The sequence below is a fragment of the Bacillus sp. FJAT-27916 genome, from assembly GCF_001183965.1.
GTDB lineage: Bacteria > Bacillota > Bacilli > Bacillales > Pradoshiaceae > Pradoshia.
Genome location: NZ_LFZV01000001.1, coordinates 3257160 through 3273389, shown reverse-complemented (window position 1 = coordinate 3273389; position 16230 = coordinate 3257160). Strand labels below are relative to the sequence as shown.

Here is a 16230-nt window from a genome sequence, read left to right as displayed (position 1 = left end):
AACGCAACGCAGAAAAAGGCTTTGGATTTATCGAACGTGAAGGCGGAGAAGACGTATTCGTACATTTCTCAGCAATCCAAGGCGAAGGTTTCAAATCTTTAGACGAAGGTCAAAGTTTTTGACGTAGAACAAGGCCAACGCGGCCCACAAGCTACAAACGTTCAAAAAGCTTAATAACAGCTAAGAAAAGACCCTGCCGGTGCAGGGTCTTTTTTTATACTCATCTCTACAATTAAAAAAGTCCTATTCAATTATTGAATAGGACTTGTGCAACAAACGTATGAAACTTGTAATAGCAAATGGTAAGTTAAGTATAGCACAACGCTTGTATTATCCCTAATTTGGAACCTGTTTAGAAACAAATTTCTCCTATTATAGACAGCTTGTTGAATCTTTCGGTAATGGGAAGAGAATAGTGAAGGAATAAAGGAGGGTGCCTATGAGAACTGAACAAGAGATGATGGACCTAATTTTAGCAACCGCTAAGCAGGATGAACGCATTCGAGCTGTCTATATGAATGGCTCACGGACAAATCCGAATGTGCCCAAGGATTTGTTTCAAGATTATGATGTGGTGTATGTGGTGGAGGAGATAAAGCCTTTCATTCAGAGGCGGGAATGGCTTACTGCATTCGGGGGTCTTTTGATGATGCAGGAGCCTGATAAGAACGACGGGGTGACTGCGCATGAGGGAGAGAGTTTGGAATCCTATATGTTCTTGATGCTCTTTAACGATGGGAATCGAATCGATCTTCGACTTCAAACGAAAGAGTGCATGCAGAGAGAATACGGTCTAGATAAGCTTACATGCCCTTTATTGGATAAGGATGGTCTGCTCCCCGCTATTCCTGCGCCAACGGATTGTGACTACCATGTCGTAAAGCCGTCGGAGGAGGAATATAATCGGTATACGAATGATTTTTGGTGGTGCTCGCAAAACGTGGCCAAAGGGATATGGCGTGATGAGCTTCCATATGCCAAGCACATGTTTGAACAGACGATGAGGGTACCGCTAGAATTAATGATTTCCTGGTGGATAGGCATTCAGCATGATTTTCACATTTCTACTGGAAAGCTGGGCAAGTATGTTAAGAATCATCTTCCTAAAGCTTATTGGGAGATGTATGAAGGGACGTATTCTGATTCGGATTATTCAAATATGTGGGAGGCTGTCTTTACCACATGTGAATTGTTTAGAATATTAGCACGGGATGTCGCTGACCATTTTGATTTTACCTATCCATTGGAAGATGATCAGAATATGATGCACTACCTCCAGCGCGTTCGGAACCTGCCTGCTGATGCGGTAGAACTTTTCCCCCATAATAGGTAGTAAGGCTTCCGCCTAAGGGAAGGAAGTGAATAGGGAAGATTGTTAGGAAATTAACTGCCCGATAAACCATGATATGGTTCAACTAATCATCTGTGTGGGTGAGGCTCAACTGATTGAAGTATCACTTTACGGAAGGTATTCTTCTAAACCATAGCGAATAAAGTTATGAAATGATGATTTCGAAAGGCGGCAGAGTATGAAATATGATATGGAACCCTTTCATTAACTAATTTCATTATCGGCTCGGCCTCCTCCGTCTATTTAAGGTGTACTTATCCTAAAAATGAGGAGGAGACAATATGGAAGAAGGAAGATTTATCGAAATTCGCGGTAAACAGTTGTACGTTGAGATCAGTGGCGAGAGGCAGAAGAACGTCATCTTGTATTTGCATGGCGGACCGGGTGAGGGGTGCTTTGATTTCACCTATCATCAACTAGAGAGATTCGGGAATGATTTCTGTGTCGTTGCTTTTGACCAAAGGGGAACATTGAGATCAGAGGAGATAGACGTACATGAACCATTCGGGCTTGATGATTTAATCGAAGATTGTGAAGGCCTCCGTTGTTTTTTCGGAATAGATAAATGGTCCGTCATCGGGCATTCATTTGGAGGCTACCTTGCCTTGCTGTATGCCTCACGGTATCCCGACTCGATAGAGAAGGTAGTCTTCGAGGGGCCGACCTTTGATTTTCGGCTTACGGCGAAGTCGCTGCTGAAGAAAACAGCTGGACTTTGTGCAGAATATGAGTTATTTGATGTTCAGGAGCGTTGCTTGTCTTTGATACGAAATTCATCTATCCGAACGAGAGAGCTTGTAGAAGGATATATGGAGGAGCGGGAGTATCTCGGTGATAATCGAATGCGTGTATACACATATAATTTTGCTGATCTGGCAGATACGAGCGTGTATACTGATGCTGAATGGGACTTATTCTATGAACGGTCTGAGGTTCATTATAACCGATTAAGGGATGAGGGAAGGATATTTAAAAACGTGCTGCCATTATTAAAAGAATTAAGCATGCCTTGTTTATTGATTATGGGAGAGCATGATGCTGTGCCTTGTCCGATTCAAATGGATGCTTTCCAAATGGATGTGAGGCTTGGTGAGACGTATATTGTAAGAGAATGCGGACATACGCCTCATTATGAAACGGCAGATGAATTTTACAAGGTGGTCTGTGGTTTTTTGAAGGGGGAGAGGAAGGATGAATAAGTTTGCGAAGCTATCCTTGCTAATGGTCGGCTTTAATGCGGTTTAAGCCTTTTTTCTACGCCCAAAAAATGCGGGTCCCTTTTTATTGGGGTTCACCGTCCTTTCATTGATGGGGGTTATTTTTGCCTGCCTTCCGAAGAAGTGGTACACCATTCTGGGAGGGATTTTGCTGAATGGTGCTGCGTGGGTGCTCTTTGGTCTTTTGGTGCTAGGAATGGGTATGGGGGAACGGTAATTAAGGATGAAGAAGCTGCCTTGCTGGCGGCTTTTTTTTATTTTTGATACTTATTTCGAATATATAGCTGCCATTTTCATCTTCCCGTTGAATAAATTTCTTTCATTCTTCAAAGGTTAGACAATGGAGGTGAAGAATCTTGAACGATAATCAAGGCCAATCGAAGAATAAATATCGGGTACGTAATCAGGAAACGACTTCAAAGAATGGTGATTCTCCTTTGAAGCATATCCCAACAGTAAACAGCCGTCATGGTTCCAATGTTAATACGAATGAAGAATAGAAAACAGTTGGATGTAAATAATCTTTGCCCTAATGAAGGAGAAGCAAAATGACAGGATATAGCAGGAATCAGATCCAAGCAAAAATGGAGCAAATTTTTTCTCAAACGTGCGGTGCATTTGAGAATTGTACGGAAGCCAATATTGAACGTTTCTTATCCAAGTGTTATGAGGAAAGTATCGATCCGCAATATTGCTTAAGCTGGGTATCTGAGCATAACGCAAGAATCCCTGATTGGGATCATTTGTCCAGTATTTCGCAGGAATGGGTTAATGAGCATACCTCATCTGGCTCCGCATTCACAGCATTCAATGATATGGATTAGGGAGACTGTTCATAAAAAGCTGTCCTTTGGGCAGCTTTTTCCCTATTAGCAAAGGGTTAAAATAGTTCATTCTGAATACAGCAGTCGATGAAAAAATCACCGGCTGCTGTTTTGGATGACCTGTTTGAGGAAGCTGACGAGGCACTCAAGCTTGTCTAAATCAATTCGTTCATCCGTATCGTTTTCTGTGTGGAGAACAGACCCCATTAGACTGAAAATCTCAGAGGAGGTGATGGCGATTGCCGGAACTCCTGCTATAGAGAATAGGGTATGGTCGCCTTGCGGCCAAGGGTCAATTTGTTCTAATTTATACGCGACCGCCGCTTGCGCCACCATTTCCTCTAAATCTTCGGGGCACTCATAAAATGAGTAGGAGATTAAACTGTCCTGCAGACCAGCCCCGTCCACATTAATCGCATATTTGTATGAAGCGGGGGCAGCTAGATAGGACCCGCGATAGACCATTTCACCAATGTTTGAGTAATGATCTTCCCCGTTAAAAAGGACAAATTCGATTTGGTAAGGCAATTCACTTCCTTCTAGTGCGGCTGCAAGTCCTAATAAAACGGCCACACCTGATGCGTTATCGAGCGCTCCAGGAGTTTGGGGCGCTGTATCGATATGGGCGGAGAGGGCGATTTTTTCTGGTCCTTCTCCATAAGTGGCGATGACATTGGCAGCCTTGGTGTTTATGCGAGCTGTGCGAAGAATCAGGTTCGCTGTTTTACCCGTGAGCAGGGCAGGAAGGCAGGACCTTGGTAGAATGGCGCATGGAATGTTAAAATCCCCGTCTTCAATCATTGGGACAAGCTCGCTTGCATCAAGGCTGATGGTCAGCACGGCACATGGGTTCCCGTTTTCCAGCAAGGCGATTATTTCCTGATGCTTTTCAGGATTCCAAAACATAAAACCTTTAGGCATGAGCGGTTCTATGCAGAGCTCTCCATATAGGACGACAATTTTGCCTTTGAGATCAGCCTGGCGTAATTGATCGATTGACTGGATGCAGACCAGCTCAGCCTCCGTCTCACAAGGAAGCGTGTATGGAGCAGGAGTGATAGGGATGCTCTCTCCGTCAACATACAGTCTGCCTCCATCATTATGCCAATCGATACAGTCGAATTCTTGGCGCTCCACTGACAGTCCGCATGCCTTTAATTCTGAACACGCATATTTCACTGCGGCCTCATTGGCTGCCGATCCTGTCGGGCGAGGGCCGATATCCTTACAAAGCTTGTTTAGGTGCCGTTTAATCTTCTCCCTCTGACTCATCTTGTTTCCCTCCTGACTTATTTATTCAAGGAGCCATCTGTGTGTATGATAGGCTCTTGCATAACCCCACAAAATTCTTTTCCCTAAATGGCGCGTTTATAAATACACATTTGCGTCTATTAAGAATTGTTCCATGTTTATAGGATTTTTTCATTTGAAAAGTCTATCTTCAACTTGTTCATTCTTCATGTTGTGGTCACATTCCTTTTTTATTTTTTGTATACATGAGTGCTGCTAAATATGTCTGTATTGGGCGGGGGATTCCAGTGGTCCAAAATCTTGAAAAGAAATTCATATTCTGTATAATATAATCATTGTATTATATAAGTGATTGATTATATATAAGAGAGGGGGAAGGGGATGAATCAATCTGAAGAAATGGCACAGCTGCTAAAAGCCGTAAGTGATTCAAACCGGTTGAAGCTATTGGCCTGTCTAAAGCATGGAGAAGTATGTGTCTGTGATTTCGTTGACATCTTGAATATTTCTCAGCCTGCTGTCAGTCAGCAGTTGAAGAAACTGAAGGATGCCGGAATCATCCTCGAACGGAAGAAGGGAACATGGAAGCATTTTCGCTTGAATGAGAAACAGAAGCCATACATACAGGCAATCATTGATGAGCTTAAGCCAATTGATGTGAATAGCTGCCAGAGTGAATGCTAAGGAAGTGAGGAGATAAAAGTGAAAGAAAAAAGTGTAACCAAAAGGCTGAGCTTCTTGGATCGGTACTTAACCTTGTGGATATTTGCGGCAATGGCACTTGGAGTGTTAATGGCGGTCTGGTTACCAGATTTTAAAGATACATTAGATACGTTTTCAGTTGGAACGACCTCGATTCCAATCGCTATCGGGCTGATTTTGATGATGTACGCCCCGTTGGCAAAGGTCCGTTATGAAGAGATGTGGCGAGTGTTTAAGGATTGGAAGGTCCTGCTGCTTTCCTTGTTCCAAAACTGGCTCCTCGGTCCTGTTCTGATGTTTTTCCTGGCTATTATATTTTTACATGATTATCCGGAGTATATGGCAGGATTAATCATGATTGGTCTTGCTCGCTGTATCGCGATGGTCATCGTGTGGAATGATTTGGCGCGCGGTGACCGGGAATATGTCGCAGGGCTTGTAGCCTTTAACTCGGTATTCCAAATTGTGTTTTATTCCGTATTTGCCTATTTCTTCTTAAACGTCCTGCCGGGTGTGTTTGGCATGGAGAACCTAACAGTGGTGATTTCCATTTGGGAAATCGCCAAGAGTGTTCTCATCTATTTAGGAATACCATTTGCGGCAGGGATGCTGACGCGTTACTTAGGGTTAAAGCTAAAGGGAGAGAAATGGTATCAGGAAGCATTCCTGCCGAAGATTTCTCCGCTTACCCTGGTTGCGCTGCTCTTTACGATTATCATGATGTTCTCCTTAAAGGGGGATAAGATCGTTGAGCTGCCTATGGATGCGCTTCGAATTGCCGTTCCATTATTGATTTATTTCTTGATTATGTTTGCGGTGTCTTTCTTTGCATCGAAAAAGGCTGGAGCCAGCTATCCGGTTACGGCGTCATTGTCCTTTACAGCAGCAAGCAATAATTTTGAGCTGGCGATTGCGGTGGCTGTTGCCGTGTTTGGTATTAATAGCGGGGTGGCCTTTGCGGCGGTCATCGGTCCGCTCGTTGAAGTACCGGTATTAATTGCCCTGGTGAATGTTGCCTTGCGCTGGCAGAAGAAATATTTTTGAGATGAAGCATCATTAGATAACTAGGAGGAAGTAATAGATGAAAAAGAAAAAAACGATTTATTTTTTATGTACCGGCAATTCATGCCGCAGTCAAATGGCAGATGGCTGGGCGAAGAAGCTCTTGCCTGAGTGGGAAGTGAAAAGCGCAGGACTTGAAGCGCATGGACTGAATCCGAATGCTGTCAAGGCGATGAAGGAAGTGGGGATTGATATTTCCACAAATACTTCTGATGTCATTGATCCGGAAATCTTAAACCATGCTGAGCTCGTTGTAACATTATGCGGGCACGCAGATGAGCACTGCCCAGTAACACCGCCCAATGTGAAGCGGGTTCATTGGGGATTTGATGACCCGGCGAAGGCAGAAGGTACAGAAGAGGAAAAATGGGCCTTCTTCCAGCGTGTGCGTGATGAGATTGGAGCAAGAATCAGTGAGTTCGCTAAAACAGGTGAATGATTGGAGACCAGGCGGCCAGGGAGATTTCTCTCTTGCCGCCTCTTTATTTAAATTGGATTTATGGATACTCGAACTCTGTTGCAACTTTTCTTTAATGGAGGAAGGCCGGCCAAGCGCCCTGATGCCTGAATAAAATACCAATCGTTATCTGAACACCGACTAATAAAGGATAAGACTACCCAAAGAACTAGCAATCCAAGCTTTCGATTTACTTCATATATAAGAATCATTCGTTATAGCTTAAAAGAAATATGGTTTTTTGAAGGGAAAGAACGGAATCAAGGAGAAAGAGTAATAGAAGGAGGAATGGAGTGGTGAACCAATCTTTCATCATAATAGCCATTATCTTGTTTATACTCGCATATCTCATAGGGGTGAAAAAGCAAACTTGGCTCTTATCAGGCTTTACCTTTATTCAGCAAAAGTCTTCAACTTAGATAAGCGCGAGATGAATGCAAACACCCGCTGAATAAAGGTGAAGTCTCCGGCGGATGGCAGAAAAGTTGAAAGGAAGGTTTTCGGGCGGGGCCCGAACAACTTTTCGCCGCAATAACTCCGAGGTGTTATTGCGGCGAAAAGCTCGCAGGATTGGTTGGCTTTTACAATCTCATCATGGGCATGGTCATGATTGGAGGGGCCCTCATTAATCACCCGTATGCACAAGCATTGATTCCTGTTTTGATTATTGGATATGTTGTTCTGATTGCTTATGTGAATACAAGAATGATTGATTAACAAATATGTATGTAGAAGGTGAAGGGATGAAGAAGGCGCTTCTTGTTATTGATGTGCAAAATGGAATGTTCCAGGAAGGAGAGGCTGTATACAGAGGAGATGAACTATTAGCGGGGTTAAAAGAAATCATCAATCAAGCGCGAGTGAATCAAATGCCGGTTCTCTATATCCAGCATAATGAGCCTGATGGCAGGCCATTGGCGACCGGTACTAAGGAATGGGAGATACACCCTGCTATCACTCCTGAAAGGGGGGATCCTGTCATTCAAAAGGCAACGCCGGATTCATTTTACAATACAACATTGGAAGCGGAATTGAAAAAGAAAGGAATTGAGCATGTCATCATCACAGGCATTCAAACGGATGTATGTGTGGATACGACCTGCAGAAGAGCGTATAGCATGGGCTATAAGGTGACGCTGCTATCTGACGCACACAGCACATGGGCCTCTGAGGAGCTGACAGCTCAAGAAATCATCAATCATCACAATCGGGTTCTGCGCTGGTTTGCGGATGTCTGCAAGAGCGATGAGTTTGAATATGCATAAAAAGCAGGATGAAAAATCACTTTGGTTTTCCTCCTGCTTTTTATCGTGTTTGTTCCAAGCTGAAATCAGCTGATTGCATCAATAAATCTGATTTTCAACCAAAATCATTCCTAGTTAGTCTTTTATTGTTTGTCATAGAATCGAGAGCGACATTTTTTGAAAGATATCATATCCTTTTATTCATTTATGGGCGAACGGATGATTTGAAGGGCGAAAAATGACAGGTACGAGAGCAGTCTAAGAAGTGTGAGCGAGAAAAATCCTGTAAGGGCGCTTTCCTGGAGTTATGGGCGGAAAAATTAGCACCCTGATATGCAAGAACCAAGTTCAGCATAAATAAATGGCTCAATTGCAAAAAGCTGATTCAATGGCCCTCCTAAGCGGGCATTGAATCAGCTTTTCTTCGTTTATACATGAAGACGGGGAATTCCCATCCTTTCACTTCATTACATTGCAGTCAAACCGCCATCTATGACGAACTCAGATCCTGTAGAGTAAGAGGATTCATCAGATGCTAAGTATACAACTAAGTTAGAAACCTCTTCTGGTTTAGCGACGCGTTTGAGCGGGATATGTTTAGAGAAGGCTTCTACAGCTGCTTTTGTATCCTCCTGTACTACCATTGGGGTCGCGATGACACCAGGGTGGACAGAGTTCACACGTATGCCGTAATTGGCGCATTCTACAGCTGCTGCTTTCGTCATACCGCGCACAGCGAATTTCGTATCTGTGTAGCCAATTGCTCCTGCCACTAGGCCATTCATAGATGAGATATTGACGATAGAGCCGCCTCCTGCTTTTTGCATGGCAGGAATAACTGTTTTCATGCCTAGGAAGACAGAAAGCTGGTTAATATCGACGATGCGGCGGTATTCTTCCTCTGTTGTTTGCAGGATGGATTTCGCCATCGTGATACCTGCATTGTTGACTAATACATCGACTCTCCCAAATGCTTTCTCAGCTTCAATGACAACCCTTTCCCAATCTTCAGTACTTGTTACATTTTGACTGACAAATAAAGCGTTTTCTCCTAATTCTGCAGAAAGTGCCTCGCCTTTTTCTTTATTTAAGTCTGTAAGAACGACCTTTGCACCTTCTTCAATGAATTTGCGTGCATGTGAAGCGCCCATGCCTTGAGCAGCACCAGTAATAATTGCAACTTTACCTTCTAATCGAGCCATGAATATATCCCCCTTAATTTTCCTTATATAATTTTGGTAAAATTAATTTACATCTGTAAATTAACAGAAAAAGTGGATGTTTGTCCAATAATAGGATTGATGTCATAATAAATGTGACAAAATAATGATAATTTCTAGTTAATAAGGAGGGAGAATATGGCTGGCAATGAAGATCGCCGAGCAGTGCGGACGAAGAAGAAGCTAAAGAAGGCGTTGTTGACCTTACTTGAAGAAAAGGATTTACTCGATTTGACGATTACGGAGGTCGCCCAGTTTGCCGGCTGTAATCGAGTAACCTTTTACTCGCATTATAAGGATTTACAGTCGTTATTATCGGCTATTGTGGATGAGTATTTAGATGGTCTTGTCGCGAACTTTCGAAGAAGCTTTCAAAATCGAAAAAGCATCACAGCGAACGATGTAAGCAGACAGGTGCCAATCTTCGAATATATTTATGAGAATCAATTTGTTTTCTCCTTGATTTTGAAAGGAGAGGTACTGCCAGGTTCCCAGAATCAGTTTTGTGAGAGTCTGGTGAAGGTTTCTGGATCGGAGCTGGAGCTGAAGGATAAAACTGCAGTAGAAATCCCGGTGTTAAATTATTTTTCAACTTATGGCAGTCTTGGCTTCTTTCTTTACTGGGCTATGACTGATTTCAAGGATTCTCCTGAGGTTATGGCACAGAAATTAGCCTATCTTCAAGGGAAAATGTTCGTAGAAGCCACGGTCCGCGACAAATAAAAGGCACCAGCTTAAACAGCTGTTGCCCATTGTTATTAGCGGTACACCTTCATTGGCAAATAGGTTAAGGATTGCCCAGTGGCAGAGGGGGTTAAATGGCCCTCAAGATCAAATCCAGCTACAGGCTCAATCTGTGAAAATCTGTGGAGGAAGGCTTCTAAGATGACTTTCATTTCCAAACGGGCAAGAGGGGTGTCTAAGCAAAAGTGGGGACCATTCCTGACTGTCAGGTGCTTTCGGTTATTCTTGCGGTGGATATTCAGGATGAACGGGTCCGCAAACATATCACCGTCCATATTGGAAGCGCTCATCCCTGTAACGACCACATCGCCCTTTATTAAGGGGGCACCGAGCAAGTCATTATCCTGTTTCACGGTTCGGACCCTCCTTGACAGATGGAAACGATAGCGAAGCATTTCTTCAACAGCTTTTGCAGATAACGCCGGATTCTGATGCAATTCCTCATATAGAGTTCCTATATTCCCCATGAAAAGGATGAAAGACTGTACTGGATTGATACATTAGCGGAACGCATCCGTGCAGGAGAACTGTAGTTTGGAGCTGAATGGTCAGTCCCTTTTTTGTTTGAGAGGCATTATGACTTACAACTAATGGTGATACATATATAATAATCACAGAATAAAGGAGGCCTGAACGCATGATTTCAATCAATGTCAAGAATACAAGCTTAATATTAGAGGGCGGCACGTTCCGTACCGTTTATACAGCGGGAATCTTGGATGGTTTCCTAGAGAAAGAAATCATGTTTCCATACATATTGGGAATCTCAGCTGGGGCAATCAGTGCCTGTTCCTATGTGTCTGAGCAGAAGAATCGGACAATCCGTTTTATTTCTACGTATCGAAATGACAAACGATATATAGGTATGCGGAATTTCCTTACGGAGAGAAGTCTGTTCGGGCTTACTTTTGCGTATGATACCATTCCCAATCAATTGGATTTCTTTGATTGGGAAACCTATCAAGGATATAAGGGGAGCCTTTTGTTTGGCGTGACGAATGCTTATACAGGAGAAGTAGAATACATTGATGCGAAAACAATGGATAAGGGAGCAACAATTCTCCGGGCAACCTGTGCCATCCCGGTGCTTTTCCCTGAGATTAAATTGAATGATGTTCCTTATTATGACGGTGGTTTAGCTGATCCGATTCCTATCCAAAAGGCCATCGCTGACGGTTATGATAAGCATGTCATTATTCTGACCCGGGAGCAGGGCTATCGGAAGGTGCTCGACGGCCAGACGAAATGGGCTATGAAGCTTTTTCGAAAGAAATATCCGCAAATGGTACGTGCGATGGAGAAGCGAGCGGACAATTATAATCAAACGATGGAGTTGATTGAGAAGCTGGAGAGGGAAGGAAAGGCATTTGTCTACCGTCCGCCCTATGCGCTGAAAAGCTTTGAGAAGAACACGGATGTTATGTGGGAATCACATAAGAAGGGGCTTGAGCATTTCTATGACCGGGAATCAGAATTGCTTGACTTTCTTGGGGATTGCTATGTAGGAAAACAAATCAAACTGTCACAATGACAAAAGAACCCATATATTATGGGTTCTTTTGTTTTAGCTGCTAATAGCTTGAGCTTTTCGGTCTTGGCGTTTGTGTAATTTCTTCATGGCCTGACGGGCAATTGGCTGGGCGATCAGAGCCTCAACCCAAAAAGCGATGCAGAAGTTGCGCGGCCAAATATAGAAGAAGTTCTCGATTGGATACATGGTGATTTCCCGCATCCCTATCCAAGTGCCGATAATGAATAAAAAATGAGGATGACTGCTGACTTAAAGCATCGTCCTTTTTTTATCCTAATGCAAGAGGAAGAGGAGGCGGTTTAATCATATCGACTAGGAAAGCCGCCATTTCTTCGGCGCTTTCCTTTGTTCCTTCCTTTGCCCATTCAAAAAGAACATTATGAATGGAGCCAGTGAAGAAGAAGGCTTGGTATTTATATGCAGAAGATAGTGATAGGCGAGTGAAATCATTGACTGATTCGAGCAATAGAGGGGAAAGATTTGCTTTTGAAAGACAAATCAGAAACTCATTATGCTTCAACCATGTTTGAAAGTACTTCACTAGACATTCATACCTATGTTTATTTGGATCCAAATTCTTTACTGTCTTATGAAATTCTTTGTGGATATCTTCGAAGTGCTGAATAATAATATCTTCTTTAGATGAGAAGTTACGGTAATAAGTCACTCGTGAGACTCCGGCCTTTCTGGCGATTTCTGTGATGGTAATATCCTTGTAAGCTTTCTCCCCCATCAGCTGAATCAATGCCGTTGTAATACAATCCCTTGCAAATACATTTGTGGGATTCCTTTCCTCTCTCAAGTTACAAAACCTCCTCACTTGTTACACCTGCGATTAAATTCCCGAAAAACGATTGTGTCTACATATTATTTTAATATAATAAATATCATTGGATGTATCAAGCGATGTATGAATTAACTAGCTGCATTCAGCAGTAATAGGAAAGGGAGTATCGTTTCAGATGATTAAAATATTCAAGTATCTGAAGACGAAGGAATGGATGCTCATTCTTGTGAGTGTGCTGTTCATCGTCACGCAGGTATGGCTTGATTTAAAGCTTCCTGATTATATGTCTGACATAACGACATACACCCAAACGCCTGGCAGTGAAATGAGCCAGATTTGGGAAGCCGGAAGCTATATGCTTTTATGTGCTTTAGGAAGCCTGGCTGCTTCTGTGATTGTCGGCTTTTTTGCCGCACGTGTGGCTGCGTCATTCTCCGCACGTTTAAGATCTTTACTCTTTGAGAAGGTTGAATCCTTTTCTATGGAAGAAATTAATCGGTTTTCAACGGCGAGCTTAATTACTCGTTCAACGAATGATATTACGCAAATTCAGATGATTATTGCGATTGGTCTGCAAGTGCTGATTAAGGCGCCGATCTTAGCTGTTTGGGCAATTGTAAAGATTTCCGGCAAGAGCTGGCAGTGGACGAGTGCGACGGGGTTTGCTGTATTGTTCCTGCTTGTGATGATTGCCATCATAGGAAGCTTAACCTTGCCGAAATTCAAACGCATCCAGTCTCTTACTGATAATCTCAATCGTGTGTCAAGGGAGAACTTGACTGGGCTGCGTGTGATTCGTGCCTATAATGCAGAGAATTACCAAGAAGAGAAATTCGAGGGTGCGAATGAAGAACTGACTAAGACCAATCTATTTACAAACCGTATGATGGCGAGCTTTATGCCAACTATGATGTTGATTATGAGCGGCCTAAGTCTTGCTGTCTATTGGATTGGGGCTTACTTAATCAATGAGGCAGGCATGATGGATAAAATAAGCCTATTTAGTGACATGGTCGTGTTCTCTTCTTATGCCATGCAGGTCATTATGGCCTTTATCATGCTGACTGTCGTGTTTATCCTGCTTCCACGGGCAGCTGTTGCAGCAGGACGTGTCAATGAGGTGCTTTCTACACCATTATCCATCCTTGATGGGGAAATGGGGGAGTGTGGATTTGGTCATAAAGGCAAAGTGGAATTTCGCAATGTCAGCTTTAAGTATCCTGATTCCAATGAGTATGTACTGAAAAATATCAGTTTCACCGCCAATCCAGGTGAAACGGTCGCCTTTATCGGTGCAACGGGCTGCGGAAAGAGCAGTCTCATCAATTTAATTCCTCGATTCTATGATGCGACAATAGGTGAAGTGCTCGTTAATGATATGAACGTGAAGGATTATAAAGTGAAGAATTTACATAATAAGCTTGGTCTTGTACCGCAGCGAAATATTTTGTTCAGCGGCGACGTAACTTCAAATGTAGCCTATGGCAATAATGGAAAAGGGCCGATATCGGAGGCAGAGGTGAAACGGGCGGTTGCGATTGCACAAGGGACGGACTTTGTCGAGAGAATGGACGGGCAATATAAGGCCCACATCGCTCAAGGTGGAAGCAATCTATCTGGCGGCCAAAAACAGCGGATGACAATTGCACGTGCAATCAGCCGCAACCCTGAAATCTATCTATTTGATGATTCCTTCTCGGCACTTGACTATAGGACTGACCGGATGCTGCGTGCTGCACTCAAGGAAGAGACGTCGGGTGCAACGAGCCTGATTGTCGCACAGCGTATTGGTACAATCATGGATGCTGATAAAATTATCGTCCTGGATGAAGGAAAAATGGTCGGCTGCGGCAAGCATGAAGAACTATTGCGTTCTTGCAAGGTTTATCAGGAAATTGCCTATTCTCAACTTTCAAAGGAGGAGCTCGAAAATGCCCAATAAGTTACAGCCTAAAAAACATGCTCGCTCTCTTGAAAAAGGAGAGAAAGCCGGCTTTAAGCAGTCTTGGGGCAAGCTGATTGCCTACTGTAAACCATATATGACAATGATTATTCTTGCCATTACACTGGCATTCATCGGAACAATCTTTACCATTATCGGTCCTGATTACTTAAGTGAATTAATCGACATCATCATGGAAGGCTTGATGACGGAAATTGATTTAGAGGCGATTAAGAAAATCGGGTTCTTCTTGGCTGCCTTATATGTGTTAAGCTCCCTGTTTTCGTATCTTCAAGGGTTCATCATGGCGACGGTTACACAGAAGGTATCAAAAACTCTGCGGACGGCCCTTTCTGAAAAGATCAATAAGCTGCCATTGAGGTATTTTGACTCTAACAGCTATGGGGATGTCTTAAGCCGTATTACGAACGATATCGATACGCTTGGGCAAACGATGAATCAAAGCATCGGGACGCTTGTGTCTGCAGTGACATTATTTATCGGCTCGCTCATCATGATGCTGACGACGAATGTCATAATGGCCTTAACAGCTGTTGCGTCCACCGTTATCGGTTTTATGCTGATGGGATTGATTGTCAAGAATTCGCAGAAACATTTCTCCAATCAGCAGCGTGAGCTTGGAGCCATTAACGGCTATGTGGAAGAAATATATGCAGGACATTCTATTGTTAAGGTATATAACGGAGAAGAAGAGGCGAAGGAAACATTTGAAGCCATCAATAAGCGTCTGTATAACAGTGCTTGGCGTGCCCAATTCCTTTCCGGAATGATGATGCCTATTATGACCTTCATCGGAAACTTCGGTTATGTGGCGGTCTGTGTGGTGGGTGCATCTTTAGCGATGAACGGCAAGATTTCCTTTGGGGTTATCGTTGCTTTCATGGTCTACATCCGCCTGTTCACGCAGCCGCTTGCCCAAATGGCCCAAGCGGTCACGAACCTGCAATCAACAGCAGCGGCAAGCAAGCGTGTCTTTGACTTCCTGGATGAAGCAGAGCTTGAAGATGAGAGCCATAAAGAGGCCATTCTGCAAAATGTCAAAGGGGATGTTGAGTTCAAGAATGTCCGCTTCGGCTACAATGAGGATAAGACCATCATTCATAATTTCTCCGTGTCAGTTAAAGCAGGCGAGAAGGTCGCCATTGTTGGACCGACGGGTGCAGGGAAGTCAACCATGGTTAACCTGCTTATGCGCTTCTATGAGGTCAATGCTGGTGAAATTTTGATTGACGGTGTGCCAATCCATACATTAACGAGAGAGAATGTTCATGAGCAATTCTGTATGGTATTGCAGGATACTTGGCTCTTTGAGGGAACGATTCGGGAAAATATCGTTTATAACAAGAACGGTGTAACAGATGAAGAGATTACGACCGCATGTGAGGCGGTTGGCATCCATCACTTCATTCAGTCATTGCCGAATGGATATGATACTGTGCTAAATGACCAAATCAGCCTTTCTGCCGGCCAAAAGCAGCTCTTAACCATTGCGCGTGCCATGGTGGAAAATGCTCCGCTTCTTATCTTGGATGAAGCCACAAGCTCAGTTGATACCCGGACAGAAATCTTGATACAGGAAGCGATGGATAAATTAACGGCCGGCCGTACATCATTTGTGATTGCGCACCGTTTATCCACGATTAAAAACGCCGATATGATTCTTGTCATGAAGGACGGAGACATTATCGAAAGCGGAACACATGATGACCTTCTTGATAAAGAAGGGTTCTACGCAGAATTGTATAACAGCCAGTTCAGTGAAGAGGCTGTCGTGGAAGAAGAATATGCAATCTAAGTTTAAACCAGGAGAATGGTCTCCTGGTTTTTTTGATTGTTCTGGCTGATTGTCTTGTGAATTCTCTTTCAGTTCAGTATGA

Annotated in this window: 17 protein-coding genes and 2 pseudogenes; 14 read left to right on the top strand and 5 right to left on the bottom strand. The window is 43.4% G+C overall.

Annotated features, from left to right (window positions below; genetic code table 11):
• The 5 genes and pseudogenes from AC622_RS16060 to AC622_RS16045 all read left to right on the top strand — a co-directional run.
• A pseudogene (locus AC622_RS16060) lies at nucleotides 1-174 on the top strand (cold-shock protein); the annotation flags it as partial.
• Between the two features lie 265 nt (nucleotides 175-439).
• Nucleotides 440-1333 (top strand): aminoglycoside 6-adenylyltransferase, encoded by an 894-nt coding sequence (locus AC622_RS16055; RefSeq protein ID WP_049671989.1) that lies wholly within the window; start codon nucleotides 440-442, stop codon nucleotides 1331-1333.
• A 299-nt stretch (nucleotides 1334-1632) separates the two neighbouring features.
• On the top strand, nucleotides 1633-2550 hold the full coding sequence (locus tag AC622_RS16050) for an alpha/beta fold hydrolase (RefSeq protein WP_049671988.1): 918 nt from the start codon (nucleotides 1633-1635) through the stop codon (nucleotides 2548-2550).
• Between the two features lie 374 nt (nucleotides 2551-2924).
• Nucleotides 2925-3068, top strand: a complete 144-nt coding sequence (locus tag AC622_RS21090; protein ID WP_156185650.1) for a hypothetical protein — start codon at nucleotides 2925-2927, stop codon at nucleotides 3066-3068.
• A gap of 48 nt (nucleotides 3069-3116) precedes the next feature.
• Nucleotides 3117-3392: a hypothetical protein gene (locus AC622_RS16045; RefSeq protein WP_049671987.1), complete on the top strand. Its 276-nt coding sequence runs from the start codon at nucleotides 3117-3119 to the stop codon at nucleotides 3390-3392.
• Nucleotides 3393-3488: 96 nt separating this feature from the next.
• Here AC622_RS16045 and AC622_RS16040 read toward each other — a convergent pair whose 3' ends face one another.
• Nucleotides 3489-4664: a M28 family peptidase gene (locus tag AC622_RS16040; RefSeq protein ID WP_049671986.1), complete on the bottom strand. Its 1176-nt coding sequence runs from the start codon at nucleotides 4662-4664 to the stop codon at nucleotides 3489-3491.
• A 360-nt stretch (nucleotides 4665-5024) separates the two neighbouring features.
• Between AC622_RS16040 and AC622_RS16035 the strand changes: the two genes are divergently transcribed.
• The 5 genes from AC622_RS16035 to AC622_RS16015 all read left to right on the top strand — a co-directional run bounded on the left by AC622_RS16035 (nucleotide 5025) and on the right by AC622_RS16015 (nucleotide 8129).
• Nucleotides 5025-5327 carry an ArsR/SmtB family transcription factor gene (locus AC622_RS16035; RefSeq protein ID WP_049671985.1) on the top strand — a complete coding sequence of 101 codons (303 nt, stop codon included), beginning with the start codon at nucleotides 5025-5027 and terminating at the stop codon, nucleotides 5325-5327.
• A gap of 18 nt (nucleotides 5328-5345) precedes the next feature.
• A complete protein-coding gene (gene arsB / locus AC622_RS16030; RefSeq protein ID WP_049671984.1) occupies nucleotides 5346-6389 on the top strand; it encodes an ACR3 family arsenite efflux transporter in 1044 nt (347 codons plus the stop codon).
• A 37-nt stretch (nucleotides 6390-6426) separates the two neighbouring features.
• Nucleotides 6427-6846 (top strand): arsenate reductase (thioredoxin), encoded by a 420-nt coding sequence (gene arsC / locus AC622_RS16025; RefSeq protein WP_049671983.1) that lies wholly within the window; start codon nucleotides 6427-6429, stop codon nucleotides 6844-6846.
• Nucleotides 6847-7434: 588 nt separating this feature from the next.
• Nucleotides 7435-7581, top strand: coding sequence for a hypothetical protein (locus AC622_RS21085; protein WP_156185649.1), 147 nt, complete (start codon nucleotides 7435-7437; stop codon nucleotides 7579-7581).
• A 26-nt stretch (nucleotides 7582-7607) separates the two neighbouring features.
• The gene (locus AC622_RS16015) at nucleotides 7608-8129 is read left to right on the top strand and encodes a cysteine hydrolase family protein (RefSeq protein ID WP_049671982.1); all 522 of its coding nucleotides are present in this window, start codon (nucleotides 7608-7610) and stop codon (nucleotides 8127-8129) included.
• 446 nt (nucleotides 8130-8575) lie between these two features.
• On the opposite strand, the gene AC622_RS16010 is transcribed toward AC622_RS16015, so the two are convergent.
• Nucleotides 8576-9310, bottom strand: a complete 735-nt coding sequence (locus AC622_RS16010) for a glucose 1-dehydrogenase (RefSeq protein ID WP_049671981.1) — start codon at nucleotides 9308-9310, stop codon at nucleotides 8576-8578.
• 156 nt (nucleotides 9311-9466) lie between these two features.
• On the opposite strand from AC622_RS16010, the gene AC622_RS16005 reads away from it, so the two are divergent.
• Nucleotides 9467-10051 carry a TetR/AcrR family transcriptional regulator gene (locus AC622_RS16005; protein ID WP_049671980.1) on the top strand — a complete coding sequence of 195 codons (585 nt, stop codon included), beginning with the start codon at nucleotides 9467-9469 and terminating at the stop codon, nucleotides 10049-10051.
• Nucleotides 10052-10086: 35 nt separating this feature from the next.
• Here AC622_RS16005 and AC622_RS16000 read toward each other — a convergent pair.
• A pseudogene (locus tag AC622_RS16000) lies at nucleotides 10087-10521 on the bottom strand (cytochrome P450); the annotation flags it as partial.
• Nucleotides 10522-10709: 188 nt separating this feature from the next.
• Between AC622_RS16000 and AC622_RS15995 the strand changes: the two are divergent.
• Entirely contained in the window at nucleotides 10710-11603 is an 894-nt protein-coding gene (locus AC622_RS15995; protein ID WP_049671979.1) for a patatin-like phospholipase family protein, read from the top strand.
• Between the two features lie 33 nt (nucleotides 11604-11636).
• Here AC622_RS15995 and AC622_RS21280 read toward each other — a convergent pair whose 3' ends face one another.
• On the bottom strand, nucleotides 11637-11789 hold the full coding sequence (locus tag AC622_RS21280) for a hypothetical protein (protein WP_197089946.1): 153 nt from the start codon (nucleotides 11787-11789) through the stop codon (nucleotides 11637-11639).
• 82 nt (nucleotides 11790-11871) lie between these two features.
• Nucleotides 11872-12405: a TetR/AcrR family transcriptional regulator gene (locus AC622_RS15985; protein ID WP_049671978.1), complete on the bottom strand. Its 534-nt coding sequence runs from the start codon at nucleotides 12403-12405 to the stop codon at nucleotides 11872-11874.
• 160 nt (nucleotides 12406-12565) lie between these two features.
• Here AC622_RS15985 and AC622_RS15980 point away from each other — a divergent pair, with 160 nt between their 5' ends.
• Together AC622_RS15980 and AC622_RS15975 are read left to right on the top strand one after the other, a co-directional pair.
• On the top strand, nucleotides 12566-14332 hold the full coding sequence (locus AC622_RS15980; RefSeq protein ID WP_049671977.1) for an ABC transporter ATP-binding protein: 1767 nt from the start codon (nucleotides 12566-12568) through the stop codon (nucleotides 14330-14332).
• On the top strand, nucleotides 14322-16148 hold the full coding sequence (locus AC622_RS15975; protein WP_049671976.1) for an ABC transporter ATP-binding protein: 1827 nt from the start codon (nucleotides 14322-14324) through the stop codon (nucleotides 16146-16148). The genes AC622_RS15980 and AC622_RS15975 overlap by 11 nt, the downstream gene beginning before the upstream one ends.
• Nucleotides 16149-16230 lie beyond the last annotated feature (82 nt).

Bases quoted from the DNA above. Each gene is read 5' to 3' on its own strand.
- AC622_RS16055 (WP_049671989.1), top strand. From the start codon at position 440: ATGAGAACTGAACAAGAGATGATGGACCTAATTTTAGCAACCGCTAAG.
- AC622_RS16050 (WP_049671988.1), top strand. From the start codon at position 1,633: ATGGAAGAAGGAAGATTTATCGAAATTCGCGGTAAACAGTTGTACGTT.
- AC622_RS16045 (WP_049671987.1), top strand. From the start codon at position 3,117: ATGACAGGATATAGCAGGAATCAGATCCAAGCAAAAATGGAGCAAATT.
- AC622_RS16040 (WP_049671986.1), bottom strand. From the start codon at position 4,664: ATGAGTCAGAGGGAGAAGATTAAACGGCACCTAAACAAGCTTTGTAAG.
- AC622_RS16035 (WP_049671985.1), top strand. From the start codon at position 5,025: ATGAATCAATCTGAAGAAATGGCACAGCTGCTAAAAGCCGTAAGTGAT.
- arsC (WP_049671983.1), top strand. From the start codon at position 6,427: ATGAAAAAGAAAAAAACGATTTATTTTTTATGTACCGGCAATTCATGC.
- AC622_RS16015 (WP_049671982.1), top strand. From the start codon at position 7,608: ATGAAGAAGGCGCTTCTTGTTATTGATGTGCAAAATGGAATGTTCCAG.
- AC622_RS16010 (WP_049671981.1), bottom strand. From the start codon at position 9,310: ATGGCTCGATTAGAAGGTAAAGTTGCAATTATTACTGGTGCTGCTCAA.
- AC622_RS16005 (WP_049671980.1), top strand. From the start codon at position 9,467: ATGGCTGGCAATGAAGATCGCCGAGCAGTGCGGACGAAGAAGAAGCTA.
- AC622_RS15995 (WP_049671979.1), top strand. From the start codon at position 10,710: ATGATTTCAATCAATGTCAAGAATACAAGCTTAATATTAGAGGGCGGC.
- AC622_RS21280 (WP_197089946.1), bottom strand. From the start codon at position 11,789: ATGTATCCAATCGAGAACTTCTTCTATATTTGGCCGCGCAACTTCTGC.
- AC622_RS15980 (WP_049671977.1), top strand. From the start codon at position 12,566: ATGATTAAAATATTCAAGTATCTGAAGACGAAGGAATGGATGCTCATT.
- AC622_RS15975 (WP_049671976.1), top strand. From the start codon at position 14,322: ATGCCCAATAAGTTACAGCCTAAAAAACATGCTCGCTCTCTTGAAAAA.